The organism is Nocardia higoensis NBRC 100133, from assembly GCF_000308595.1.
Classification (GTDB): Bacteria; Actinomycetota; Actinomycetes; order Mycobacteriales; family Mycobacteriaceae; genus Nocardia; species Nocardia higoensis.
Genome location: NZ_BAGA01000044.1, coordinates 49,308 through 72,050, shown reverse-complemented (window position 1 = coordinate 72,050; position 22,743 = coordinate 49,308). Strand labels below are relative to the sequence as shown.

Annotated in this window: 25 protein-coding genes; 15 read left to right on the top strand and 10 right to left on the bottom strand. The window is 70.3% G+C overall.

Going from position 1 to position 22,743, the window contains the following annotated elements:
* Positions 1-741 (top strand): hypothetical protein (locus ON26_RS05390; RefSeq protein ID WP_040794846.1); only part of this gene is annotated, 741 nt, incomplete at its 5' end.
* Positions 742-769: 28 nt separating this feature from the next.
* Here ON26_RS05390 and ON26_RS05385 read toward each other — a convergent pair.
* The gene (locus ON26_RS05385; RefSeq protein WP_040794845.1) at positions 770-970 is read right to left on the bottom strand and encodes a ferredoxin; all 201 of its coding nucleotides are present in this window, start codon (positions 968-970) and stop codon (positions 770-772) included.
* Positions 967-2,436: a cytochrome P450 gene (locus ON26_RS05380; RefSeq protein ID WP_245545731.1), complete on the bottom strand. Its 1,470-nt coding sequence runs from the start codon at positions 2,434-2,436 to the stop codon at positions 967-969. The genes ON26_RS05385 and ON26_RS05380 overlap by 4 nt, the downstream gene beginning before the upstream one ends.
* Before the next feature lie 103 nt (positions 2,437-2,539).
* Here ON26_RS05380 and ON26_RS05375 point away from each other — a divergent pair, with 103 nt between their 5' ends.
* Both ON26_RS05375 and ON26_RS05370 read left to right on the top strand, forming a co-directional pair.
* Positions 2,540-3,187, top strand: coding sequence for a TetR/AcrR family transcriptional regulator (locus ON26_RS05375; protein ID WP_040794844.1), 648 nt, complete (start codon positions 2,540-2,542; stop codon positions 3,185-3,187).
* Between the two features lie 245 nt (positions 3,188-3,432).
* Positions 3,433-3,825 (top strand): hypothetical protein, encoded by a 393-nt coding sequence (locus ON26_RS05370; protein WP_040794843.1) that lies wholly within the window; start codon positions 3,433-3,435, stop codon positions 3,823-3,825.
* A 14-nt stretch (positions 3,826-3,839) separates the two neighbouring features.
* On the opposite strand, the gene ON26_RS05365 is transcribed toward ON26_RS05370, so the two are convergent.
* The gene (locus ON26_RS05365) at positions 3,840-5,147 is read right to left on the bottom strand and encodes a sensor domain-containing diguanylate cyclase (RefSeq protein WP_051026710.1); all 1,308 of its coding nucleotides are present in this window, start codon (positions 5,145-5,147) and stop codon (positions 3,840-3,842) included.
* A gap of 32 nt (positions 5,148-5,179) precedes the next feature.
* Positions 5,180-5,989: an SAM-dependent methyltransferase gene (locus tag ON26_RS05360; RefSeq protein WP_040794842.1), complete on the bottom strand. Its 810-nt coding sequence runs from the start codon at positions 5,987-5,989 to the stop codon at positions 5,180-5,182.
* A 545-nt stretch (positions 5,990-6,534) separates the two neighbouring features.
* Between ON26_RS05360 and ON26_RS05355 the strand changes: the two genes are divergently transcribed.
* On the top strand, positions 6,535-7,434 hold the full coding sequence (locus ON26_RS05355) for a cation diffusion facilitator family transporter (protein ID WP_040794865.1): 900 nt from the start codon (positions 6,535-6,537) through the stop codon (positions 7,432-7,434).
* A gap of 49 nt (positions 7,435-7,483) precedes the next feature.
* On the opposite strand, the gene ON26_RS31470 is transcribed toward ON26_RS05355, so the two are convergent.
* Both ON26_RS31470 and ON26_RS05345 read right to left on the bottom strand, forming a co-directional pair.
* On the bottom strand, positions 7,484-7,831 hold the full coding sequence (locus ON26_RS31470) for a cupin domain-containing protein (protein WP_051026709.1): 348 nt from the start codon (positions 7,829-7,831) through the stop codon (positions 7,484-7,486).
* On the bottom strand, positions 7,828-8,622 hold the full coding sequence (locus ON26_RS05345; protein ID WP_040794841.1) for a class I SAM-dependent methyltransferase: 795 nt from the start codon (positions 8,620-8,622) through the stop codon (positions 7,828-7,830). Before ON26_RS05345 ends, ON26_RS31470 begins: the two co-directional genes overlap by 4 nt.
* Positions 8,623-8,738: 116 nt before the next feature.
* Here ON26_RS05345 and ON26_RS05340 point away from each other — a divergent pair, with 116 nt between their 5' ends.
* From ON26_RS05340 to ON26_RS05315, 6 genes are all read left to right on the top strand, one after another.
* A complete protein-coding gene (locus ON26_RS05340) occupies positions 8,739-9,404 on the top strand; it encodes a helix-turn-helix transcriptional regulator (protein ID WP_040794840.1) in 666 nt (221 codons plus the stop codon).
* Between the two features lie 208 nt (positions 9,405-9,612).
* Positions 9,613-10,083 carry an MTB12 C-terminal domain-containing protein gene (locus tag ON26_RS05335; protein ID WP_040794839.1) on the top strand — a complete coding sequence of 157 codons (471 nt, stop codon included), beginning with the start codon at positions 9,613-9,615 and terminating at the stop codon, positions 10,081-10,083.
* A 13-nt stretch (positions 10,084-10,096) separates the two neighbouring features.
* On the top strand, positions 10,097-10,825 hold the full coding sequence (locus ON26_RS05330; RefSeq protein WP_040794838.1) for an ABC transporter ATP-binding protein: 729 nt from the start codon (positions 10,097-10,099) through the stop codon (positions 10,823-10,825).
* Positions 10,822-11,724 (top strand): ABC transporter permease, encoded by a 903-nt coding sequence (locus ON26_RS05325; protein WP_245545730.1) that lies wholly within the window; start codon positions 10,822-10,824, stop codon positions 11,722-11,724. The genes ON26_RS05330 and ON26_RS05325 overlap by 4 nt, the downstream gene beginning before the upstream one ends.
* 93 nt (positions 11,725-11,817) lie before the next feature.
* Positions 11,818-12,840, top strand: a complete 1,023-nt coding sequence (locus ON26_RS05320; RefSeq protein ID WP_083883747.1) for a DNA polymerase III subunit beta family protein — start codon at positions 11,818-11,820, stop codon at positions 12,838-12,840.
* Between the two features lie 252 nt (positions 12,841-13,092).
* Complete coding sequence (locus ON26_RS05315; RefSeq protein WP_040794861.1) at positions 13,093-13,560, top strand: hypothetical protein; 468 nt, start codon at positions 13,093-13,095, stop codon at positions 13,558-13,560.
* Positions 13,561-13,827: 267 nt separating this feature from the next.
* Here the strand turns inward: ON26_RS05315 and ON26_RS05310 are convergent, their stop codons facing one another.
* Positions 13,828-14,262, bottom strand: a complete 435-nt coding sequence (locus tag ON26_RS05310) for a DUF7144 family membrane protein (RefSeq protein ID WP_040794837.1) — start codon at positions 14,260-14,262, stop codon at positions 13,828-13,830.
* A gap of 215 nt (positions 14,263-14,477) precedes the next feature.
* Here ON26_RS05310 and ON26_RS05305 point away from each other — a divergent pair, with 215 nt between their 5' ends.
* Positions 14,478-16,250 (top strand): winged helix-turn-helix domain-containing protein, encoded by a 1,773-nt coding sequence (locus ON26_RS05305; protein WP_040794836.1) that lies wholly within the window; start codon positions 14,478-14,480, stop codon positions 16,248-16,250.
* Here ON26_RS05305 and ON26_RS05300 read toward each other — a convergent pair.
* Complete coding sequence (locus tag ON26_RS05300) at positions 16,154-17,656, bottom strand: flavin-containing monooxygenase (protein ID WP_040794835.1); 1,503 nt, start codon at positions 17,654-17,656, stop codon at positions 16,154-16,156. The two genes, ON26_RS05305 and ON26_RS05300, sit on opposite strands and share 97 nt — an antisense overlap.
* 70 nt (positions 17,657-17,726) lie before the next feature.
* On the opposite strand from ON26_RS05300, the gene ON26_RS05295 reads away from it, so the two are divergent.
* Positions 17,727-18,761, top strand: a complete 1,035-nt coding sequence (locus ON26_RS05295) for an AraC family transcriptional regulator (RefSeq protein ID WP_040794834.1) — start codon at positions 17,727-17,729, stop codon at positions 18,759-18,761.
* Positions 18,762-18,768: 7 nt separating this feature from the next.
* On the opposite strand, the gene ON26_RS05290 is transcribed toward ON26_RS05295, so the two are convergent.
* Complete coding sequence (locus ON26_RS05290; RefSeq protein WP_157171789.1) at positions 18,769-19,482, bottom strand: hypothetical protein; 714 nt, start codon at positions 19,480-19,482, stop codon at positions 18,769-18,771.
* A gap of 82 nt (positions 19,483-19,564) precedes the next feature.
* On the opposite strand from ON26_RS05290, the gene ON26_RS05285 reads away from it, so the two are divergent.
* Positions 19,565-20,308: a VIT1/CCC1 transporter family protein gene (locus tag ON26_RS05285; protein ID WP_051026714.1), complete on the top strand. Its 744-nt coding sequence runs from the start codon at positions 19,565-19,567 to the stop codon at positions 20,306-20,308.
* A gap of 21 nt (positions 20,309-20,329) precedes the next feature.
* Here the strand turns inward: ON26_RS05285 and ON26_RS05280 are convergent, their stop codons facing one another.
* Entirely contained in the window at positions 20,330-20,722 is a 393-nt protein-coding gene (locus tag ON26_RS05280; RefSeq protein WP_040794832.1) for a nitroreductase/quinone reductase family protein, read from the bottom strand.
* 136 nt (positions 20,723-20,858) lie between these two features.
* Here ON26_RS05280 and ON26_RS05275 point away from each other — a divergent pair, with 136 nt between their 5' ends.
* Positions 20,859-21,500, top strand: coding sequence for a phosphate signaling complex PhoU family protein (locus tag ON26_RS05275; protein WP_245545729.1), 642 nt, complete (start codon positions 20,859-20,861; stop codon positions 21,498-21,500).
* A gap of 225 nt (positions 21,501-21,725) precedes the next feature.
* Positions 21,726-22,493 carry an HNH endonuclease family protein gene (locus ON26_RS05270; RefSeq protein WP_040794859.1) on the top strand — a complete coding sequence of 256 codons (768 nt, stop codon included), beginning with the start codon at positions 21,726-21,728 and terminating at the stop codon, positions 22,491-22,493.
* Positions 22,494-22,743 lie beyond the last annotated feature (250 nt).

Here is a 22,743-nt window from a genome sequence, read left to right as displayed (position 1 = left end):
CATCGCCAGCCGCACGCCCGCGCCGCCGGCCCGACCGTGCGAAGCGCCACCGCGCATTCGTCCACCGCCGGCGCCCGGCCGACCGCTTCCATGCCGGCCGCCGCGCGCACCGATGGGGCGCACCCCGGCTGCGCGCCCCTCGCCGTCGCGCCCCTCGCCGTCGCGCACATCGGCATCGCGCACATCGGCATCGCGCGTATCGGCATCGTGCACATCGGCATCGCGCGTATCGGCATCGCGCGTATCGGCATCGCGCACATCGGCATCGCGCGTATCGGCATCGTCGCTCCCGTGCCCGTCGCGGTCGCGCACGTCGTTTCCGTGCCCGCTGCGGTCACGCCTACCACGGCTGTGCGCCCCACCATCGTGCCCACCACTGCCGTGCACATCGCTTCGGCGCACATCGCTTCCGTGCGCGCCGCGGTCGTGCACACCGGCTGCCCGCGCACCACCGGCATACGCACCGTCGTCGCGCACACCCGCTGCCCGCGCACCACCGGCATACGCACCGTCGTCGCGCACACCGGCTGCCCGCGCACCCTGGTGCGCACGGCTGTCGTGCGCACCGCGGGCCCCCGCGCGTCCGCGGTGCCGCGTGACCGGCCGAGCACCACGCAGCGGCGGCTCACTGCCCGGCGCCTGCGACAACAACCCGTTTTCCTCGGACATCCCCTGCTCCCCTTCTCGCGTCCAATTTCCGAAGATGATCATGAAACGGACGCGCGCGGGCGACCCGAGTAGCCGACTACTCGAATTCCGCCGGGTGAGGTCAGGACTGGTCGCGGGCCAGGCTCAGGGCCTGCACCGGGCAGCTGTCGACCGCGAGTTCGACGATCTCGCGGTCGGCTTCGGCGACGGTGTCGCTGGTGAGGGTGACGATGCCGTCGTCGTCGACGTGGAACAGCTCCGGCGCCAGCGCCTCGCACATACCGTGCCCCTCGCAACGGTTCCTGTCGGCAATCAGTTTCATCGGCCGATCCTCTCCAGCCGGATGGGCAGGCCGTCGGCGGGGGTCGGTCCGGTGCCTGCGACGAGCAGGGGCGCGTAGTCCGCGGGCACGGACCAGCGGTAGTTCAGCAGCATCTGGTGCAGCACCGCCTTGACCGTCATACCGCCGAAATACAGGCCGATGCACTTGTGCGCGCCGCCGCCGAAGGGCGACCAGGCGAAGCGATGCGCCTTGTCCTCGCGCCGTTCGGGCGAGAACCGCTCGGGATCGAACTCGTCGGGATCGCTCCAATACTTCGCCAGCCGCATCATCATGTACGGCCCGCACATGACCAGCGTGCCCTTGGGCACGTAGTGGCCGCAGATGTCGGTGTCGGCGATGGTCTCGCGAGCCTGCTGGGCGACCGGCGCGTACATACGCAGAGCTTCCCGGAATGCCATGTCCAGCAACGGCATCGAGTCGAGATCCGCGTAGCCGAGCGAGTCCTTGCCCAGCGCGCGGGCCTCCTCGCGCAGCTTCTCCTGCCACTGCGGATGCCTGCCCAGTTCGTAGACGAGCATCGAGGTGGCGATCGTGCTGGTGTCGTGCGCGGCCAGCATCACGAAGATCATGTGCTGGACCACTTCCTCGTCGGTGAAGGTGTGGCCCTCGTCGGTGGTGGCCTTGCTCAGCACGCTGAACAGGTCGGCGCCGTCGCCGGCGCGCTTGGCCGCCAGCTCGCCGCGGAAGTACTCCTCGAGCTTGCGCCGACCGCGCAGCCCGCGCGCCCACACGCCGCCGGGCACATTGGCGCGCACCATCGCGGTGCCGCCGTGTACCGCGTCGTCGAAGGCGTGCGCCAGCGCCACGCTCTCCGGGCCGAGTTTCGCGCCGACGAAGACCTCGGTGGCCTGATGCAACAGCAATTGCTTGACCGCGGTGTGCAGGTGGAATTCCGGCGAGGGCTGCCAGGCGGCGATGCCCCGACGCAGCAGCGGGCTGGTCAGTTCCTGATACCCGATCAGACGCGGCCGGGTGAAGGCCTGCTGCAGGATCCGGCGGTGGAACATGTGGTCGTCGAAATCGCGCAGCAGCAAGCCGCCGTGGAAGAACGGACCGATCAGCCATTCCCAGCCGCGCTGGGCGGAGAACACCTTCTTGCGGTCCATGAGCACTTCCTCGAAGGCCTCCGGTCCGTTGATGGTGACGACCGGGCGGCCGAGCACGCCGAGCCAGGAGACCGGGCCCAGCTCTTCGAACCGTTCGCGGGAGAAGGTCATCGGATCGGCGAGGGTGTGCAGGGTGTAGCCGATGCCCGGCGGGCCGTAGTCGCCCAGCGTCGGTTTCAGGCCACTGCCCGCAGGCGGCTCGGCGAGCGGTGTCACGTGCGCCTTGTAGCGCTTCATCATCTTCACGCCGGCACGCTGCACCTGCCAGGACAGCTTGGTGCGCAGATGCCGTGCGGTGTCGGAGACCGTGCTGGTCTTGTTGGGCAGGAGCAGACTCATGGCCGAATTCCCTTCGCGACGCTGCGAGTGATCTCGACCATATCGGAAACAATCGTTTCCGTACACGGTTGTTTCCCAATTCGCGCTGTGGAAAGCTGTCCGGATGACGCGAGCACCCTCGGGCACGTATCGCGGGGCCTCGACCGAGGAACGACGCGAGGATCGCCGCCGCCGCCTGCTCGACGCCGCACTCGAGATCATCGGCACACAGGGACTCGCTTCGCTGACCGTGCGTGGGGTGTGTGAACGGGCGAAAGTCGGTCCGCGCTTCTTCTACGAGGCCTTCCCCGACCTCGACGCGCTGGCCGTCACGCTGCTGCTGGAACTGCAGACCTCCGCCCTCGATCGCGCCCGTGCCGCCGTGGCCGCCTGCACCGGAACCCCCGCCGATCGGATCAGGGCAGGCGTCGGCGCCATCATCGGCGAACTCATCGACGACCCGCGCCGGGCGAATATCGTTTTCGCGCAAGCCTTCGGCAACGAGGCGCTCATGCGTTCGCGCTTCGCCAGCATGCGCACGGTGGCCGCGACCATCATCGAGCAGACCAGGGTCATCCTGGACATTCCGGAAGGTCACGACACCGCCGTGGCCGCCACCTCGCAGTTGATCACCGGCGGCGCGGCGGAGCTGGTGCTGGTCTGGCTCGACGGCGGACTCGACGTCGACCGGACCGGCCTGATCGACCTGGTCGGCGATTTCACGATCGCGATGATCGAACGCCTGCCCGCGGTGGCCGACCGGCTGAGCTGACCGGTCCGGCGAGTCGACTACGGCGAGTTCGATTCAGGCGGGGAAGATTCCATCGCAGTGGGTAGCCGTCGGCTATACACTCATTTGCAGGTCGGTTCTCCTTTCAATTCGACGGAAGGCGCGACCGGCGTCACAACTGCGACATCCCCACCGAAAGACCGCCCTGCTCATCTGATTACGTTGGGAGGCAAGATGATCCATTCGACCGGGCATCGCGTCGGCCCGCGTCCCACCGGAGGTGCGCGATGATCGAGAGTGCCTACGCTTCCGATACCGGCACGACGGCCGAACCGGAGGGCCCCGCGCACCGATTGCCGGGCAACAGCATGTGGACGGTGTCGGCGGTGGTGGTCGACGCGAACGGCCCGAGCCCGCGCCCCGGCGTGGTCGCCTCGGCCAATCTGGGTGACGCCGCCGAGCAACTGTGCGAATACCTGCCGAGGGCGGGCGCGGTGGGCGACTGCTATCTCGTCGCCCGGCAGGTGCCGCTGATGGCAGGCGGCCCGCAGCGCGGGGGCAGACGCGCCTGGATCAGCCCGATCCGGCGCGACGGCGACGGTCAGGCCACCTGGGGCCGGTGGATGCGCGCGGAGGAGCACCCCGACTTCCGCCGCACCGACGCGCTGATCTGGAACTGATCGACCGGGAAGGCTCAGGTCCGTTCCGGTGCGCTCGGTCGATGGCCTCCGTTCCCGCCACGGCGGGCGGCGCTGTTCTTGTCCCGGTACATGGCGGCGTCGGCGGCCCGCAGGAGTTCGTCGACCGCCTCGGGCCGCTCCTGCACGAACGCCGACCCGATACTCGCGCCGACCCGCACCCGCTGTCCCATGACCTCGATGGGCTCGACCAGCGCCGCGTGCAACCGCCCGATGATCGCGTCCAATTGCGCGCAGCCCGCGCAGCGCTCGACCAGCACGATGAACTCGTCGCCACCCACCCGCGCGGGCAGTCCGTCGGCGCCGACGGCGGCGCGCAGGCGCTGCGCCACCTCCCGCAACACGATGTCACCGACGGCGTGCCCCCATCGGTCGTTGATCTCCTTGAACCCGTCGAGGTCGACGTAGCACAGGCCGATGGGCGCCTCGGCGGTGCCGATCCGGTCGAAGAACAGGGTCCGGTTGGGCAGATCGGTGAGGCTGTCGTGGTGGGCGTCGTGCCAGAGCCGGTCGGCCAATTTCTTGCGTTCGGTCACGTCGACGGCCACGCCGATCAGAAATCGCATCTGCCCGTGGGCATCTCGCACCGCCGACATCGACAGGTCGATATAGGCCAGCCCCCCGTCCGGGCGCACGTTCTCGGTCTCCAGCCGGAACCGGTCGATCTCACCGGAGATCATCCGCTGCAGCTGACCGTAGGCGGCGCCGATGTTGACCGGCCCCAGCAACTCGGCCACCGACCGGCCGGGCATGGATTCCTGTGGCAGGCCGAGCATTTCGGCGAATGCGGAGTTGACCTCCAGCACCCTGCCGCGGACGTCGATGGTGCCGATGCCGACCGAGGCGCCCGCGAACATCGCCTCGAACCGGGCTTCGGACAACTGCCGCCTGGCCTCGGCCTCGCGTGCGGTCGCGAGCGCCGCCCCGAGCGTGGCCTCCTGCTCGACCAGCGCCGCGCCGCGCAGCGCACCGGTGAACCCTTCGCCGAATTCGGCGGCGACGGCGACCGCGCGATCACGGCACCGCTCGAATCCGGGATCGGTGCGCGAGCAGCAGGCCTCCGCCATATCGGTGCAGATGACCCGCACGGTGCGGCTCACGGCCAGTGGGTCACGGTAGTTGGCCGCGACCAGCCGGGCGGCTACGGTGCGGGCGATCTCGGGTTCGTGATCGCCGCGGATCGCGCCGACCAGGCTCTCGGTCAGATCGGTCAGCAGCGCCTCGATCTCGGAGCGGGTGAGCGCGGGAGCGACGACGCCCTCCAGGGCGTCGGCCCACCGTGCTGCCAGCTCCCGCGAACCCACCGGCCCCTACCCCCTTCGCCGCCGTGCCCGCATCACACCTTGCGACCGACACCAGCCAGGGCGAGCGAACGTCCCGGCTCCACGAGCCGGTCGCGTTCGGATTCCGGTCGCCACATCGACAGTTCGACGACCCCGGGTTCCACCGGCGCCCACCTGTCGAACATACCGATGATCTCGGCCGCGGGGCGGAAGTGAATGCCGACCTTGCTGGAATTGTTGGCGCTGGCGCCGAGCGCGGCGGCGTCGTCGGGCCGCAGCTCCGAGGTCAGGTGCGAGATCGCGACATAGGAGCCGTCGACGACCCCGTCGTAGAGTTCGGCGACCTTGCCCGCCGGGTCGTCGGCGTCGGCGAGCATGTGCAGCACCGCGATCAGCAGCACGCCCACCGGACGGTCGAGGTCGATCAGGCCGGACTCACGCACCTGCGCCAGCAGCTCGGCGGGCTTGCGCAGGTCCGCCTCGATGGCGGTCGCGTTGGCGTTGCCGTGCAGCAGCGAGCGCGCGTGCGTGACGGCGACCGGGTCGATGTCGATGTAGAGCACCCGGATCGCGGGGTCGATGGCCTGAGCCACCTCGTGCACATTGCCGACGGTGGGAATGCCGGAGCCGATGTCGACGAACTGGGTGATCCCCGCCTCCACCAGATAGCGCACCGAGCGGCGCAGGAAGGCGCGATTGCTCAGCGCCAGGCGCGGCAGGTCGGGCACCAGCTTTTTGCCCATCTCCGCCGCCATCCGGTCGATCTCGAAGTTGTGCGAGCCACCCAGCAGCGCGTCGTACATCCGCGCAGGGCTGACCTGCTGCATGTCGACGCCCTCGGGCGCCCAGGACGGCCTGTCCATCGAATCCCCTTTACCACGAGCGAACCACCCGCACTTCGGACGATCCGCGCCCGGAGTGTTTCCACCCGGCGATGCTCACGCATGGTAGCCCCCATCGGTGACCGATGACGATCCACTCGACGAGCAAAACCGCAGCTACTGGCAGGTATCGAGGGCGCGCGGAAGATAGATGCAGACATGCGCATCAAAAGACGTTAGGCTTCCCGGTGTGAGCGATCGAGCCGGTCGATCCTCACCGCGCCGGCTCCCCGAGCCGGCGTGACGGGCCGGCGATCGTGGTCGAGGGAGAGGACGGGCGCGGCGTGGGAGAGCGGTGCGGTTCCATACGAGCGTCGGCGAGTGCCGCGCGCGACGACGCGACCGGCGAACCGGACTCCGGGCTCGACCACCACGGCCGGGTCGCGCACGATCACACTCACGAGCACGAGCGCGCGGCCGGCCGGGACGGCGACCACGCACGCGCAGGCCACGGCCGCGGGCGCGCGCCGCTCGAGGGACACGCGCACGCGCACGGAAAGGGTGGCGCACACGGTCACGATCACGGCATCGCCGCCGATTCCGATCCCCGCCGGCTCGGGATCGCACTGGCGCTGATCGTCGGGTTCATGGCGGTCGAGGTGGTCGTCGGCCTGCTGGCGCAGTCGCTGGCACTGATCACCGACGCCGCGCACATGCTCACCGACGCCGCCGCGATCGCACTGGCGCTGGTGGCCATCCGCTTGGCCCGTCGCCCGGCCGCGGGCAAGTACACCTACGGCTACAAGCGCGCGGAGATCCTCTCGGCGCAGGCCAACGGTGTAACCCTGCTGTTGCTGGCCGCGTTCTTCGTCTACGAGGGCATCCACCGGCTGATCGATCCACCGGACGTGGCCGGGCCGCTGGTTCTGATCACCGCTGTCGCGGGCATCGTGGTCAATATCGCCGCCGCCTGGTGCATCGGCCACGCGAATCGCACGAGCCTCAATGTCGAGGGCGCGTTCCAGCACATCCTCAACGACATGTACGCCTTCATCGGCACCGCGGTGGCGGGCGCGGTGGTCTGGCTGGCCGGCTATCCGCGCGCCGACGCCATCGCCGCGCTCGTCGTCGCGGCGCTGATGATCAAAGCGGGCTGGTCGCTGGTACGCGAGTCGGGGCGCATCTTCCTGGAGGCCGCACCCGCCCATCTCGACCCCGACGAGATCGGCGCCCGGATCTGCGCGATCCCGCAGGTCACCGAGGTCCACGACCTGCACGTGTGGACGATCACCTCCGGCGAGCCCTCGCTGTCGGCGCACGTCCTCGTCGATGACACCGCCGACTGCCATGCCGTGCGCAAGCGGATCGAAACCTCCCTGCTGGCCGATTTCGCACTCGCGCACACCACTCTGCAACTCGATCACGCCGCCGACTGCCCGGCCGACACCCACTGCGCCGAACCCCACGGGCCGACCCACCGGTCGTGACGGCCGGACCTGTCCCGCGGGAGGGCCACGTCAGTTCACGGCCTGCAATTCAGAGGTTGCGGTGCAGCGTGACGTGCACGACGGAGTCCTCGAGCGCGGTCAGCCGATGCGGATCTCCGCCCGCGATGTAGACCGTCGATCCCGGTTCGAGCCGGTGCGCGCCCTTGGCGTCACCACCCGTGATCTCCAGATCGATACGACCGCTGACGCAGGTGACCAGGATCGGGCCGGGCGCCTTGTGCTCGTCGAGCAGCTGACCGGTGCGGAAGCTGAAGCCGACCAGGGTGAGTCCGGGGCCGGCGAGCAGCCTGCGGGCGCTCGGGCCGGGGCCGTCGCCGGGCTGGAACTCGTAGGTGCCGGTGGCGGTGGGGGTCTGAGGTGCGTTCTGTTCGGTCATGCCTTCGGCTTCCTCGCGATGACGGAGATGGCGCGCAGTTCGCGCTGGTGGGCGTTGAAGGTGGAGCGCATGGCCAGCACACGCTCGCGGGCGGGCTTGTCGCGCAACACATTGACGAGGATGCGCAGCGTACCGAGGATGCCCTCGTCGGCGATCACCCGGCGTGGCTGCAGCAGCGCCATCGGGGCGTGACCGACGCGCTCGATCTCGAATCCGCCCCGCACCAGGATCTCGCGCCACTCGGCGTCGGTGAGCGGGCGGGCGTTGACCTTGATGGAACGGGCCAGCGCTCTGCGCAGCTCGGTCTTGGTCTCCTCGGGCAGATCGTCGGGTGTCAGCGACAGCTCGTGGATGGCGTAGCGGCCGCCGGGGCGCAGCACCCGGAAGGCCTCGGCGATGATGGCCGACTTGTGGGCGTCGGTCTGCATGGTGAGCATCGCCTCCCCGACGACCGCGTCGGCGGACTCGGACTCCAGGCCGGTGTCGGCGGCGTCGCCGCTGCTCACCACGCCCGCGCTGCCGACCGCGGCGGCGCTGAGCGCGGCGGCGTCGGAGTCGGCCTCCACGCCGCGATAGCTGGCCGGATCACGGCGCAGGATGGAGGTGGCGGTCTTGCCGAGGCCGGGGGCGAGTTCGACGACATCGGCGCCGGTCAGCTTCGCGGCGTCGAGCAGGTCCTCGGTCATCTCGGCCCCGCCCGGGCGCAACACCCGCTTGCCGAGGCGGGCCAGCAACCAGTGGCCCGGAAGGTGCGCCGAATCGCGCTTGTCGAAGGGTAATGGTGCGGTCATGGTGTGCTTCCTGTCGGTTCGGCCGCCGCGGGGGCGGTTCTACAATCGGTCGGAAAGTTGTCGTCCGGGGCATCCCGGAAAGAGTCGGCGCCGGGCGTGTCGGGAGAGGAACACCGATGACGGCCACACCCCGGCAGCGGGACAAGGTCCTCGCGCTCGTCCGCGACTCCCTGGAGCCGCTGGACGCGCCGATCATCGCGCGCACCTTGGGGATTCACATCACCACCGCGCGCTTCCACCTCAACGCCCTGATCGACGCGGGCCTGGTGGAGGGCACCTGGCTGCCCTCGGAGACGGTGGGCAGGCCGCGCAAGGGTTATGTCGCGGTGGGCGCGGATCCGGCCGCCCCGGTCCTGGCCGCCCTGCTCACCCAGCTCGGCGAGACCCCCGCCGAGCGGCACGCGAAAGCCGTTGCGGCCGGGCGCATCTGGGCCGACAGCCTGACCGGCATCAGCGCCGCGGAAACGGACCTGCCGGACCCGGTCACGGTGGTGACCGGCACGCTGACCCGCCTGGGCTTCCAGGTGTCGCAGACCCTGTCGAGCTTCGGCGGGCACGAGATCAGCGTGTGCAACTGCCCGCTGCGCCGGATCGCGCGTGATCTGCCCGAGGTGGTCGCCGGCGTCCAGCAGGGCATGATCGAGCGTGCGCTGCAACGACATTCGCCCACGCTGGCCTCGCAGTACGACGTCGAGGTGCGGCCGGACGCCACCGCGGGCGACTGCGGCGTCACCTTGCGCCTGACCAGCAAATCGCCGCGCGTCGCGCCGCTCACGCACTGAGCGCACCCGCTCCACCTCCTCGCCTTCTCCGCCCCGCTTGTCGCGGCTTCCGCCCTGCCGTCGTGCCGACCGGGATCGCGCCCGGTTCCGCGCCGAGACTATTTAAATGAGTCTTGACCGTACGCCTTAGGCTAGGCTAACTTTCGTCATAATCTGGCTGTTTCCGCGGAATATGGCTGTAATCTCACTCACTCGAAAGGTGAAATAGATGAAGAAGTGGAGCACGCTCGGCACGGTAGGGACCGCGCTGGCGGCCGTCTCGGCCACCATGATCGCCGGCGCCCCGTCCGCGACCGCCGACCCCGGTACCTTCTCCATCACCGGCGACGTGCCCACCCTCGCGCAGCTCGAGCAGCAGGTGTACTTCCTGACCGCGACACCCGCCTCCGACGAGGCCAAGGCCGAGAACCTGGAGGGCGGCATGAACGCGGTCGTCGTGCCGCGCACCGTCTACAACCTGGGCCTGTTCCGCGAGCCGCTGGGCTGGAGCACGGTCACCGGTCCGCAGACCCACGACGGCGATGTGCACACCGCGACCTTGCACAGCAACTCCGCGGGTCGTCCCGCCATCACCATGAAGGTCACCTGGAAGCGCATCGACGGCAGGTGGAAGATGGCGAACAGCTCGCTGTGCGACGGCGTGCAAGCCGTCGGGCTGCCCATCGCCTGCGACTTCTGAGCCGTCCGGCGCGATGATCGAAATCCGCGATCTCACCCTGCGCTATCCCGGGGTCACCGTACTGGAGGTGCCCGAACTGACCGTCCCGGCGGGCTCGGTCACCTACCTGCTCGGACTCAACGGCACCGGCAAGACGACGCTGCTGCGGTGTATCTGCGGGATCATCGCGCCCGCCGCCGGGACGGTCCGGGTGAACGGCGCGCAGGTGCGCGCCGGGCGCACCACGCCGCCCGGCCTGGGCATGCACCTCGACCACCGCGCCTTCGACCCCCGCCACACCGCGCGCAGGCATCTGCGCTGGATCGCGCGGGCCAGGGGTCTGGCCCCGGAGCGGGTCGGCGAACTGCTGCGCACCGTCGATCTGCACGAGGTCGCCGACCGCAGGCTCGGCAGCTACTCGCTGGGCATGCTGCAGCGCGTCGGCATCGCCGCCGCCCTGCTCTCGGACCCCGCGACATTACTGCTCGACGAACCACTCAACGGCCTGGACATCGCGGGCATCCACTGGATGCGCACCCTGCTGCGGCGGCTCGCCGACGACGGCGTCTGCGTGCTGATCACCTCGCATCTGCTCGACGAGGCCGAGCGCAATGCCGACCACATCGTGATCGTCGGCGACGGCCGGGTGCTCGCCGACCAACCGCTGCCCGAGCTGCTCGAGGACCCGGCAGGCGGCTCGCGCCGCCTCGAGGACGCCTATCTCGCGGTGACCGGCGCAGCACCGGCAGGAGTACCCCGATGACCCACGCGCGCACCACCGGGAAAAAATTCGCGCCGGCGCCCACCCGCACCGCGAACCGCGCCCCCGCTCGCCCGGCGTCCGGCACGACCCAGCTGCGCCGCGCGCTGGCGGCCGAGCTGACCCGCACCGGCGGCCGCGGCTTCCTGTGGATGGTCGCGGTGCCGCTGGCCGTCGCGCTGCCGCTGCTGATCACCGTCGGTATCGCCGTGGTCGCCGAACAGTTCGCCGACAGTTCCGGCCCGTTCCGAGTGACCTCGGTGAGCACCGCCAACGCGGTCTACTGGGTGATCACCTTCACCAGCTCGATCATGATGGTGACCGCCGCCTACGCGCACGCATCCCAGACGCGGGGCACTCTGCGCGATCTCGGCGCCTTCCTGTTCCCCCGCGCCTGGACCACCGCGCTCGCCCGCTGGATCTTCTACGGCGCGATCGCCGCGATCACCACGGCGGTGCTGCTGGTGCTGGTCATGCTCTGTCTGCCCCGACTGTTCCCGGCCATCTACGGCGGCGTCGACATCGCCGACGCGGCAGGCATCCGATTCCTCTGGACGGTCCCGATCCACGCCTTCGCCGCCTGCGGCATCGGGGTGGCGGCGGGCGCGGCGATCCGAACCCCGGCCGCCGCCGTCGCGGCGCTGTTGTTCTGGGTGTACGTCGTGGAGAACTCGATCAACCTGCTGCCCAACGGCTACACCCTGCAGTCCTGGGCGCCCTTCCTCAACGGCGTGGCCGCGACCGGGCAGCAGATGGCGTTCCTGCCGCGCTTCGGCCCCGGCGGCTCGCTGATCTACTTCTGCTGCGTGGCGATCGTCGCGTTCGCGCTGTCGGTGCTCGCCACCACCGCGGGACCGCTGCGCCGGCGCGCAGGGCGTGGCCGACCCCGCGTCCGGGTTTGACCTTCACCTTTCTCGAAGCTTCATGATGGCGGCGTGACAGAACTCGGCGCACAAGACACCGGAGGGGATCACCCGCTCCTGACGATCGGCGCGATGGCGAAGGCCAGCGGTCTGACCGCGAGCGCGCTGCGCTTCTACGGCGACTGCGGGCTGCTGGTCCCCCGCGTGGTCGACGAGGTGACCGGCTATCGCTACTACACACCCGCTCAATGCGAGCGCGCCGTCCTCATCCGCAGGCTGCGCGGGATCGAGGTCCCGCTGCCGGACGTCGAGCGCATCCTGGCCGGCGATCCCGAACAGGCCGTGCACGTGCTCGACCGCCATGTAACCACCCTGACCGAGCGAGCCCGGCAGGCGGCGGCGGTCGCCGAGGAGCTGCGCGGCGCGCTCACGGCGGCGGCGCCGATCGAGTCCGCCGCCGTGGTGGTCGAGGCCGGCGCCTTCGCTTCGGCCGTCGGGCAGGTCGCCCCCGCCGCGGCCCGCGACCGATCGATTCCGGTGCTGGCCGGCATGCTGATCGAAGCCGACGAGACCGGGCTGACCCTCACCGCCACCGACCGCTACCGACTCGCCACCCGGTCCCTGGCTCCGATCCGCACCGGCGCGGCCGCCTGGACGGCGGTGGTCGATGCGTCGGAGGCGGCCGACGCCGTCCGCGGCCTCGCGAGCGGCGAGATCTCCGTGGCCCGCGACGACACCGGAGTCCGCCTCAGCGGAGCGGCGCTGCCGCATCTGCCCGCCCTCGACGTGCGATTCCCCGATTACCGAGCCGTCCTCGACGGACTGGCCCCGGTCGGCACCCGCGTCCTCGTCGCGCGTGCCGACCTGCTCGACCTGCTCGACTCCGCGCCCCGCGCCCCCTTGGGCCTCGACATCGCCGCCGCGGGCCTCACCTCGCGAGGCCCCGCCGCGACCGCGATCCCCGCCACCGTCACCGGACCGCCCCTGCGCCTCGCCTTCGACCCGGCCGTCCTGCGCCCGGCCGTCGACAGCGCCCTCGGTCCCGACCTCATGCTCGATCTCGCCGGATCCGACCAGCCCGTCGTCGTCCGCTCCGCCACCGACGGCGACCTCACCGTCCTCGTCATGCCCGTGCTGGACCGCCCGCCGGCCTGACCCCGGGCTGCGCTCGCCCAGCCGGGGTGACCGGCCACCCGCCATCGCCCACCCGCGCGGTTCGGCTACCGACGCCCCCCGCTCGACGCACACCGGACACCCGCTCGAAGCCGTCAGCGCACCACTGCCCCGAAGGAATACAGCATGATCACCCCCGCGAACGAAGCCGTCCCCATGAGCGAGACCACCGCCACGAACGTCGGCGCCGCACGGACCGGCGAAGCCCCGACTCCGGGCGCGGCCGACGACACGATGACGGCCATCACCCGAGCCGTCACGCTGGGCCGGGAAGGCGACCGCGACACGGCGCGTGCCGAACTCACCGCACTCTGGCGCACCCTCGGCCCGCTCGGCGACCCGCTGCACCGCTGCACCCTCGCCCACTATCTCGCCGACCTCCAACCGGACGCCGCACAGGCCCTGGCCTGGGACATCCGCGCCCTCGACGCGGCCGACGGCCTCACCGACGAACGCGTCGCCGCCCATCACCCCGCCCTCGCGATCGCGGGCTTCTATCCGTCGCTGCACCTCAACCTCGCCGACGACTACCGCAGGCTGGGCGCCTTCGACGCCGCGCGCCGCGAACTGACCTCCGCCCGAGCGCACCTCGGCGCACTCGGCTCGGACTGCTACGGCGAAACGATCCGCACCGCGCTTCGCGAAGTCGAGGACGCCGTCGCTGCCGGCGACACGGCCCCGCGTCCGTCCGCCCCCTCCTGACGCCCGCCGCGCGCCGCCCACCACGCAGACCCGCCCCGGCGCGCTTGTCCGCGTGGCGGATGCCCGCCCGGGTGAGCGAGGACGAGCGCACCACTCCACGGTGACGGCATGGGGTGCCGAACGCCGTTCGGGCGCTCGACTCGGCCGGTCGTCCACCGCGCACGACGCATTCGGCAGAAACGGGTCCGGCGTGGACAACGGGAAATGAGCCGGACGCGCGACGATACCGGCGCCCGGCTCGCGGGCGCCGGTATCCGACCGCGCGGCTCAGACCCGGTCGGGAGCCCGGTCGGGACGCCAGGTGGAGATCGCCCAGATCACCACGATGTCGAGCGCGATGATGAGCAGCGCCCAGTACGGGTAGTAGGGCAGCGAGAGGAAATTGGCCACGATGGACACCGCCAGCAGGGTGATCGCCACGATCCGGCCCCAGGTGGCCCCGGTCATCAGCCCGAAGGCGCTGATGATCAGGATGGCGCCGAGCACGATGTGCACCCAGCCCCAGGCGGTCGTGTCGAACTGGTAGACGTATTCGGGGCCGACGATGAACAGGTCGTCGTTCACGACCGCCGAGATGCCCTGGAACAGTTGCAGCAGGCCGACTGTCAGCAGCAGGATCGACGCGCCGATGGAGACTCCCGCGGCGACGCCCTGGCGGACCGGGTGCGCGGTGGTCGATGGTGCCGGGTGCGGTGTTGTCATACATCCATTGCAGTCCGCGGACCGGGGTGAACAGCTCACCCGTTTCGGGTGAATCGTGCTGTGGCCGCGCGTTCTACCGTGGAACATGCCATTCGGTCGGTAATCAGGGCGCGGCAGGATCGCGCAGCCGTCCGCGACTCCCGGCGCTGCGCCCCCGCTCCCCGGCCCGCGCCCACTCCTCCATTGCACATCCGCCATCCCGTCGAGGAGGCACGATGGTTCCTTCGCGTCTGCTGACCCGCCTCGACCGGGCCGCCGCAGGCCCGGCCCCGGTACTGCTCGTCACCGCGCCCGCGGGCAGCGGCAAGACCGCCCTGACCGCCGCCTGGATCGAGCATCTGTCCCGCGTCCGGCCGGGTACCCGTACCCTGCGCATCCCCGGCGAGCGCGCGCCGGAATTCTTGCGGCACAGGAACATTCATCGACTGTGCGACGAAACTCGCTACGGCGACACCGTTCTCGTCATCGACGATGCCCACCGGCTGGTCACCGGGGACGCAGTCCGGATCGTCGAGCAGTTCCTGCACACCGCCCCACCGCGGCTGATCACCGTCCTCGTCGCCCGCCGGCCACCGGCCCTGTCCTGGCACACCCTGACCGCCGCCGCACGGCTGACCCGATTCACCGCCGCCGATCTCGCCCTCGACCGGGCGGGCACAGCCGAGCTCGCCGCCGCCGCGGGCTGCCCGCTCGACGCCGCGGAACTCCGGCTCGTGCACGACCTGACCAGGGGCTGGCCCACGCTGGTCCGCCTCGCCGCGAGCTACCTGGACACCCACCGCGAGTACCGCTCCGCCGCCCTGACCATGCTCGAACACGCACCGCGCCCGATCGCGGAATTCCTCGCCACGGAAGTCCTGCCCGCACTGGACGACGCCCAACGCGAGGTTCTCACCGCCACCCGCCTGCTCCCGGAATTCACCCCGGACCTGGCCGATGCCCTGACCGAGGGCAGCGCCACGTCCGCCCTGGAACGCCTCGAACACGCCGGTTTCCCCCTGCGCCGGCACCGCCATGACGAGGTCCTGCACTACTCCTACCCACCGCTGCTGCGGGGCCACTTCATCCACACCGCCCGCCCCACCGCCGATGCCGTCTGGACCGACCCGCCCTCGCGATCGGACACTCCCGCCGCCGGCCCGACCGGCCGTTCGCCGTCGGCCGAGCCGCTGCGCCACTGGTGCCGGACGCACCCCTCCCCCACCGTCCTCCCGCACCTGCTCGCCGAACCGGACCGCCCGCAGCTGGTCGAGTTCCTACGCGCGCACGCGGTCCGGCTGGTGCTCGACGCGAACGGCCCCGCCCTGTTCGGACCGCTCGAGGACGCCCGCACGCCGCTGCTCGACGACCCGGTGCTCATCCTGCTGCACACCACCGACGCCCTGGTACGCGGTGAACGCCTCACGCACCTGACGCATCCGCTGCGACGCACCTCCCGCATCGCCGACCAGCGGGGTCTCGCCGCTCTGGAATCCGCGGTCGCCGCGGACCTGGCCATCCACGCCGACACCGCCACCCTGCACGCCCTGTCGCTACCGACGCGCCCCACGCTCACCGGCCATGCCGCCACCGACTACTACGCCGAACTGTCCCTGGCCACGGCACACGCGCTGCGCGGGGACACCTGTCTCGGCGAGCGCGGGCTGCGGCGCGCCCTGGCCCTCGGGGAAGCGATGGCCGCGCCCCGGCTGCGCCTGCGCGCGCAGATGCGGCTGGCGTTGACCGCCGTGCTCGCCGGACATCCCGCCATCGCCGAAGAACGGGCCGATCACGCGGTGGAACTGGCCCGCGGATCGGGCCTGGCGGGCACCGCCGACCATCTGCGGGCGGTGGCGATCCGCAGGCTGTGCGTCGCGCAACGCGCGGAAACCCGGGGTGCCGAGAAGACCGTTCAGCCCGCGGGCGCGGGTACGCCGCGGGTCGCCGAGATCGGGGACAACGTCTTGCTCAGATCGGTGCGCAGGGTGGTCGCCGAATCGAGCAGGTAATTCTGCCTGACCTTCCACGGATGCCGATCGCCCTGCCGGGGGAACTCGTCGATCGAGCGCTGGATGTAACCGGACGCGAGATCCAGCAGCGGGCGTTGCGCCAGGTCGCCGTCCGGTCGCGGCACCACCGCGTCGTATCCGTGCCGGTCCAGATGCCGCAGCACCTTGCACACCAGCCGCGAGGTCAGATCGGCGCGCAGCGTCCAGGAGGCGTTGGTGTAGCCGATGCACACCGCGAAATTCGGCACGCCGGTCAGCATCGCGCCCTGCCAGACGAACTGCTCGGCCAGTGGCACCGGCGTGCCGTCGACCTGCGGCGCGATACCGCCGAAGGCGAGCAGGCGCAGGCCGGTGGCGGTGACGATGATGTCGGCCTCGAGCACCTTCCCGGACTTCAGCGCGATGCCTCCGGGGACGAACCGCTCGATGTGGTCGGTCACCACCTGCGCCTTGCCGTTCTTGATCGCCTTGAAGAAGTCGGCGTCGGGCGCGGCGCACAGGCGCTGATCCCACGGGTTGTAACTGGGTGTGAAGTGCTCGGCGACCATCCGCTCGTCCTTCAGGATGCGCGTGTTCAGGTCGGTGAGCACCTTGCGCGCCGAGGCGGGGAACCGCTGGCAGTAGTTGAAGAAGGTGATTCCGAACAAAATATTCTTCGAGCGGATGAGCCGGTGCGCGAGGTCGGCGGGCAGCAGTTTGCGCAGGGTGTCGGCGCGTTTGTCCCGGCCGGGCACCGCGCTGATCCAGGTGGGGCTGCGCTGCAGCATGGTCACCGATTCGGCTTGCTCGGCCATCGACGGCACCAGCGTCACCGCGGTCGCGCCACTGCCGATCACCACGACCTTCTTGCCCGCGTAATCGATGTCCTCGGGCCAGAACTGCGGGTGCACGATCTGCCCGGCGAACTCGTCCGCGCCGGGGAACTGCGGGTCGTAACCGCGGTCGTAGTCGTAGTAGCCGGCGCAGACGTAGAGGAAACCGCAGGTCAGCGTGCGCTCGGTCGCGGCGCCGCTGCCGTCCCGGGCGGCCAGGGTGAGGGTCCAGCGAGCCTCGGCGCTCGACCAGTCGGCCGCGACCACCTTCGTCGAATAGCGGATGTTGCGGTCGATGCCGGACTCGGCGGCGGTCTCGCGCAGATAGCGCAGGATCGACGCGCCGTCGGCGATGGACTTCTCGTCGCGCCACGGCTTGAACGGGTAGCCGAGGGTGAACATGTCCGAGTCCGAGCGGATGCCCGGGTACTTGAACAGATCCCAGGTACCGCCGAGCGCCTCGCGCGCCTCGAGCACCGCGTAGCTCTTGCCAGGGCATTCGGTCTGCAGCCGGTAGGCCGCGCCGATGCCGGACAGTCCGGCTCCGACGATCACGACGTCGAGGTGCTCCACAGGCGAATCGGTCCCGTTCATAGCCTCCATTGTCCCCGACTCCGCCACGAGCCTCTTGACTTCACGCGACAACTCTTTGATTCTCGACGACATGTCGGTGATTCGTTCGGCGGGCCTGCGCGGGTTCCGGGCCACCGTCGCCGAGCTCGGCGGTGATGCGGAGGCGTTCGCGCAGGCCGCCGGGATCCCGGTCGCCGCACTCGACGCCGACGACCTGCTGGTGCCCGATCAAGCGGTGGCGGCGGTCCTGGAACTGGCCGCCCACCGGCTGGACTGCCCCGATCTCGGCCTGCGCATCGCCTACCGGCAGGACCTGGACATGCTCGGCCCGCTCGCGCTGGCGATCCGCAATTCCCCGACGCTGGCCGACACCCTGGAATGCACTTCCCGCTACCTGTTCGTGCACGCGCGCTCGCTGAGCCTGGATATCGAGCCCGATCCCTACGGCGATCCCGGAATCGTCTCGTTGAGCTGCGGCGTCAAGCCCGGTCTACCGGTCCCCGTGCAGGGCACCGACCTGAGCATGGGCTTCGTGCACCGGGCGCTGCAACGACTGGCGACCCCGCGCTACGGACTGCGCTCGGTGGAACTGCCCTATCGGCCGCCCGCTCCCGTCTCCGCCTACGAGCGTTTCTACGCCGCGCCGGTACACACCGGCAGGCCCCGCGCCGCCCTGCGAATACCCGCCACACTGGCGAGCCGACCGTTGTCCGGCGGCGACGAGACGCTGCACCGGCTGGCCCTGGCGTTCCTCGCCGAACAGACCGCGGGCAGCGGAGATGACGGCGCGCCGACACCGACCGCGCAACGGGTCCGGGCGGCGCTGCGCCAGCTGCTCGGCACCGCCCCGGCGGAAATCGGCACCGTCGCGAGCCTGCTCAGCATGCATCCGCGCACGCTGCAACGCAGGCTCGCCGGCGAGGGCACCGGCTTCGCCGCCATTCTCGACGAGGTACGCCGCAGACAGGCCGGGCACTATCTCGCCACCACGGACATGCCGCTGGCACAGGTGGCCTCGCTGCTCGGGCTGGCCGACCAGGCCACGCTCACCCGGTGCGCGCGGCGTTGGTGGGGACGGACGCCGACGGCGGTGCGCCGGGCCGCACCCGGGGCACCGCCGTCGTGACGAACACTCAGTCGGCGTTGCGCACCTTGTTCACCGCGTCGAGGAAGACCTGGTCGAAGGTCGCCTGATCGACGCCCTCCTTCAGCGCGCCGACCCGCACGATCACGGTGACGCCGCGCACGACCGCCATGCCCTGGTAGGCGGTGGTGGTCAGCGGCTTGCCCGCACCGACGGTGGAGGTGTTGACCGACTTGAACGCCAGCGCCTGGTCGGCGGTCAACCCGCTGGGCACGCTCAGGGTCTCGACCTTGCCGACCGTGGTGATCTCCTTGCCCTCCACGGTCGACACCACCGTGACATCGGGGCACTTGGCGTTCGACTCCTCGACGCCGGCCAGATCGCCCGCCCGCGACGCCACGAACTCGACATACATCAGACCGGCGGCGCCGTCGTTGGCGGCGATGACATCGGAGTCGGCGAGCAGTTCGGAGGTCGCCGTGCCCAGATCCTGCTGGGTCCGACCGCACTCGGCCGGGGTGATGGTCGAATTCTGCTGCAGGCCGGACAGATCGGTGACCGCGGACTGCAACCGGTCGGCGGGCATGTCGATCTTCGAGGCGCCCGCCGGGAACTCCTCGATGCTCAGCAGCAGCTGGTCACGAGGCGTCGTCGGCGATGCCGTGCTCGTGGTCTCCTCGCTGCCGCCGCAGCCGGACAGCAGCAGGGCGGCCGCCGCCAGCCCCGCCGCCAGTCGTGTTCCCTGGTAACGCAGTGTGCTCATGCCGGTCAGCATGCCAGTCCCGATGCCGATACCCGAATCGGAGACGGCGGGTCCGGTCCGCCCGCGGCAGTACAGTCGGACCGTGCCCGAATTCGATGGAACCACCGGGAAAAATCCCCGGCAGGACGATCACGCCGAACCGCACTCCGAGCGGTTGCACACGCGGTTGAACTGGCTGCGCGCCGGGGTGCTCGGCGCCAACGACGGCATCGTCTCCACCGCGGGCCTGGTGGTCGGCGTGGCCGCCGCGAGCACCGCCACCCAGACCCTGCTGACGGCGGGTACGGCGGGTGTGGCCGCCGGAGCGATCTCGATGGCGGTGGGCGAATACGTGTCGGTCAGCACCCAGCGCGATTCCGAGCGGGCCCTGCTGGCCAAGGAACGCAGGGAACTACGGGAGGAGCCGGACTACGAACTGCGCGAGCTGGCCGCGAACTACCGGGCCAAGGGACTGTCGGAGGAGACCGCGCGCCGGGTCGCCGAGGAGATGACCGCGCACGACGCCTTCGCCGCGCACGCCGAGGTCGAACTCGGCATCGACCCGAAGCAACTCACCAATCCCTGGGCCGCCGCCGGCTCCTCGGCGGCGGCCTTCGTTCTCGGCGCGCTGCTGCCCCTGCTGGCGATCCTGCTGCCGCCGGTCAGCTGGCGCATTCCGGTCACGGTCGGCACGGTGCTGGTCGCGCTGGCCCTCACCGGAACGATCAGTGCGGCCCTCGGGGGCAGTCCCCGACTGCGGGCGGCGGTGCGGGTGGTGACCGGCGGCGCACTGGCGATGGCGATCACCTACTGCGTCGGAGAACTGGCCGGCGGCATCGTCGGCTGACACCGGACGGCCGATCGCGGGTCAGTCCTGCAGGTCGACGCGGATGGTCAGCAGGTTGGTGCCGAAGGCGCGCACGCCCGCGCTGTTGGCCTTGGGCAGCTGCTCGAGGCGCGCGATCGGATCGTCGTCGTGCAGTAGATGCGCGATGCCGTTGTGCCACTTGCCGCGCAGCCGGACCCGCACCCGGTTGTCGGCCATGATGTTGCGCACGTACTGCGACTTCTCCCCGAATTCCGACACCAGCCAGTAGGAGTCGCCGATCCGCCGCCCACCGATGGGAGTCGTGCGCGGCCGGCCGCTCTTGCGGCCGGTCGTCTCGATCAACTCCTGCCCCGGGATTCGGCTCCGGATCGGGTTCGCGAGCCGCTTCTGGAAGAAGATCGAGAACTTCATCTTCAGGTCTTTTTCCGCCATGACGGCGAACGTAGCACCTGTCCGGTCCGGGCTCCGACTCATCGCGGCTCCCATGCCCTCTGCCTATCAGCGCCCTGCCGGACGGACATCGGCTGGATCGATTCCGAATGCCTCTCGGATGGGCGAGAATTCGGGTGTGCGGACCCAGTTCACCCAGGAACTCCACGAGTTGACCGACAGCCTGACGCTCATGTACCGGCTTGCCCACGACACCGTCGAACGAGGCGTCGACGCCCTGGCCGAGGCCGACCTCGCGGCCGCGTACGAGGTGTTCGCGCTCGAGGAACAGTTGCGCGCGGCGCACGGCACGTGCGAGTCGCGCACCGTGGCGCTGTTGGCCCTGCAGGCGCCGGTCGCCCGCGACCTGCGCCATGTCGTCACGGCCATGCAGATCGCCGGGCAGCTGGCCGAAATCGGCGCGCTGAGCAGCCGGGTCGCCGACCAGGTCTACCGCCGCCACCCCGATCACGTCGCACCGCAACCGATCCTGGACGTGCTCGTCGAACTCGGCCGCGTCGCCGCGACGCGGATAGCCCGCGTCGGCACCGCCGCCGGAACCGCTCCCGGGCCTCTGCGGGAACGCCTGCATGCCGCTCTCACCGACCACGAACATCCGCATTCCCCCACCGATGTCGTCGAACTCACATTGCTCGGCAGCTATCTCGAGCGTTGCGTCGAGCACGCCGATCGCATCGACGCCATGGTCCGCTTCCTGGACACCGGCGTGCCGCCCACCGCACAGACCGGCGACGGCGAACGGCAACCCGCCGAAATCTGAGGTTGCGCCGATTTCCGCCGACCCAACTATGCTCTGCACCGGTCACCGGGGAGCCCGGTGACCTCGGAAGTGATCGGCCGTCACGGACTGTCGGGAGTGCACAACAACCGGCGCACGGCCCGCGGTGAACATGCCGATGACAGCCGTTCGCGCTGTGCGGCAACATTTCCGGTAGTTCGTCGAAGTGCATACGGGACACCCGTCCCGGTCGGTGAGGGAGTCGTTGTGAAGTTGTTCTCGTCCCAGCGGTTCCGGCGCGCTCTCGGCGTGATCGTGCCCGCGCTACTGGCGGCCATCGTCGCCGGCGCCTACGCGGTCATCGAGAACACCGACGGCGAGGTGGGCAATTCCGCGACCTCGATCTCCTCCGCCGCCGAAGTCGAAAACCTGTTCTCGCAACTGAAGGTGGCCAAGGAACGCCCGATGGACGGGTACAGCCGCGAGGAGTTCCCGCACTGGGATACCGCCAAGGCCGAGCACGGATTCGGTGATCAGTTCAGCCAGTACGCCCGCTGCACCACGCGCGAGGTGATGATGCTGCGCGACGCCGAGGGCGACGTGACGCTGGACGCCGCGACCTGCGCTCTGAAGATCGGCGCGAACGGCGGCTGGCGCGACGAGTACGGCACCCTCGACCGCAAAACCGGCGCGCTCAAGCCCTACAAGTGGATCACCGACCCCTCCGGCGTGGACGCCGAGCACATCGTGGCGCTCGCCGAGGCCTGGCGTTCGGGCGCCGATCGCCTGGACAAGGACACCCGCAGGCGCATCGCCAACGACGCGCTGAACCTGGAGGCCTCCGACCCCACGGCCAACCGTTCCAAGGGTGACCAGGACGCCGCGAATTACCTGCCGCCCGGAAAGTTCCGGTGCGCCTATGTCGACCGCTACCTCCGGGTGAAAGTAAAGTACGGGCTGACCGTCGACACGGCCGAGCAGGCCGCGCTGCGTACAGCGGTCGACGAGTGCACCCGGCAAGGAGGGTTCCGATAAGCGACATCGTGCAGATCAGCGGCTCGGCCGCCGTGATGACCGACGAAGAGGGAACGGTCTCCGGCGAACTCGATGTCAGGCTCGACGAATCCGGTAAGGGGCTCGTCCGCTACCGCGGCACCGACACCTGGCTCACCATCGGCAACCTCGACGGCGAACCCGCCCACGCGTGGGACAGTGTCGCCCGCTTGGCCGCCGCGATCGAGGCAGGGATCGGCGCACGTGACGCCGCGGGCAATACGGTCCCCTT

Excerpts from the sequence above, each read along its gene's own strand:
- ON26_RS05310 (WP_040794837.1), bottom strand. The coding sequence starts at position 14,262 with ATGACAACACCGCACCCGGCACCATCGACCACCGCGCACCCGGTCCGC.
- ON26_RS05320 (WP_083883747.1), top strand. The coding sequence starts at position 11,818 with ATGGCGAAGGCCAGCGGTCTGACCGCGAGCGCGCTGCGCTTCTACGGC.
- ON26_RS05335 (WP_040794839.1), top strand. The coding sequence starts at position 9,613 with ATGAAGAAGTGGAGCACGCTCGGCACGGTAGGGACCGCGCTGGCGGCC.
- ON26_RS05315 (WP_040794861.1), top strand. The coding sequence starts at position 13,093 with ATGACGGCCATCACCCGAGCCGTCACGCTGGGCCGGGAAGGCGACCGC.
- ON26_RS31470 (WP_051026709.1), bottom strand. The coding sequence starts at position 7,831 with ATGACCGAACAGAACGCACCTCAGACCCCCACCGCCACCGGCACCTAC.
- ON26_RS05295 (WP_040794834.1), top strand. The coding sequence starts at position 17,727 with ATGTCGGTGATTCGTTCGGCGGGCCTGCGCGGGTTCCGGGCCACCGTC.
- ON26_RS05325 (WP_245545730.1), top strand. The coding sequence starts at position 10,822 with ATGACCCACGCGCGCACCACCGGGAAAAAATTCGCGCCGGCGCCCACC.
- ON26_RS05330 (WP_040794838.1), top strand. The coding sequence starts at position 10,097 with ATGATCGAAATCCGCGATCTCACCCTGCGCTATCCCGGGGTCACCGTA.
- ON26_RS05375 (WP_040794844.1), top strand. The coding sequence starts at position 2,540 with ATGACGCGAGCACCCTCGGGCACGTATCGCGGGGCCTCGACCGAGGAA.
- ON26_RS05280 (WP_040794832.1), bottom strand. The coding sequence starts at position 20,722 with ATGGCGGAAAAAGACCTGAAGATGAAGTTCTCGATCTTCTTCCAGAAG.
- ON26_RS05340 (WP_040794840.1), top strand. The coding sequence starts at position 8,739 with ATGACGGCCACACCCCGGCAGCGGGACAAGGTCCTCGCGCTCGTCCGC.
- ON26_RS05305 (WP_040794836.1), top strand. The coding sequence starts at position 14,478 with ATGGTTCCTTCGCGTCTGCTGACCCGCCTCGACCGGGCCGCCGCAGGC.
- ON26_RS05345 (WP_040794841.1), bottom strand. The coding sequence starts at position 8,622 with ATGACCGCACCATTACCCTTCGACAAGCGCGATTCGGCGCACCTTCCG.
- ON26_RS05380 (WP_245545731.1), bottom strand. The coding sequence starts at position 2,436 with ATGAGTCTGCTCCTGCCCAACAAGACCAGCACGGTCTCCGACACCGCA.
- ON26_RS05290 (WP_157171789.1), bottom strand. The coding sequence starts at position 19,482 with ATGAGCACACTGCGTTACCAGGGAACACGACTGGCGGCGGGGCTGGCG.
- ON26_RS05360 (WP_040794842.1), bottom strand. The coding sequence starts at position 5,989 with ATGGACAGGCCGTCCTGGGCGCCCGAGGGCGTCGACATGCAGCAGGTC.
- ON26_RS05300 (WP_040794835.1), bottom strand. The coding sequence starts at position 17,656 with ATGAACGGGACCGATTCGCCTGTGGAGCACCTCGACGTCGTGATCGTC.
- ON26_RS05370 (WP_040794843.1), top strand. The coding sequence starts at position 3,433 with ATGATCGAGAGTGCCTACGCTTCCGATACCGGCACGACGGCCGAACCG.
- ON26_RS05385 (WP_040794845.1), bottom strand. The coding sequence starts at position 970 with ATGAAACTGATTGCCGACAGGAACCGTTGCGAGGGGCACGGTATGTGC.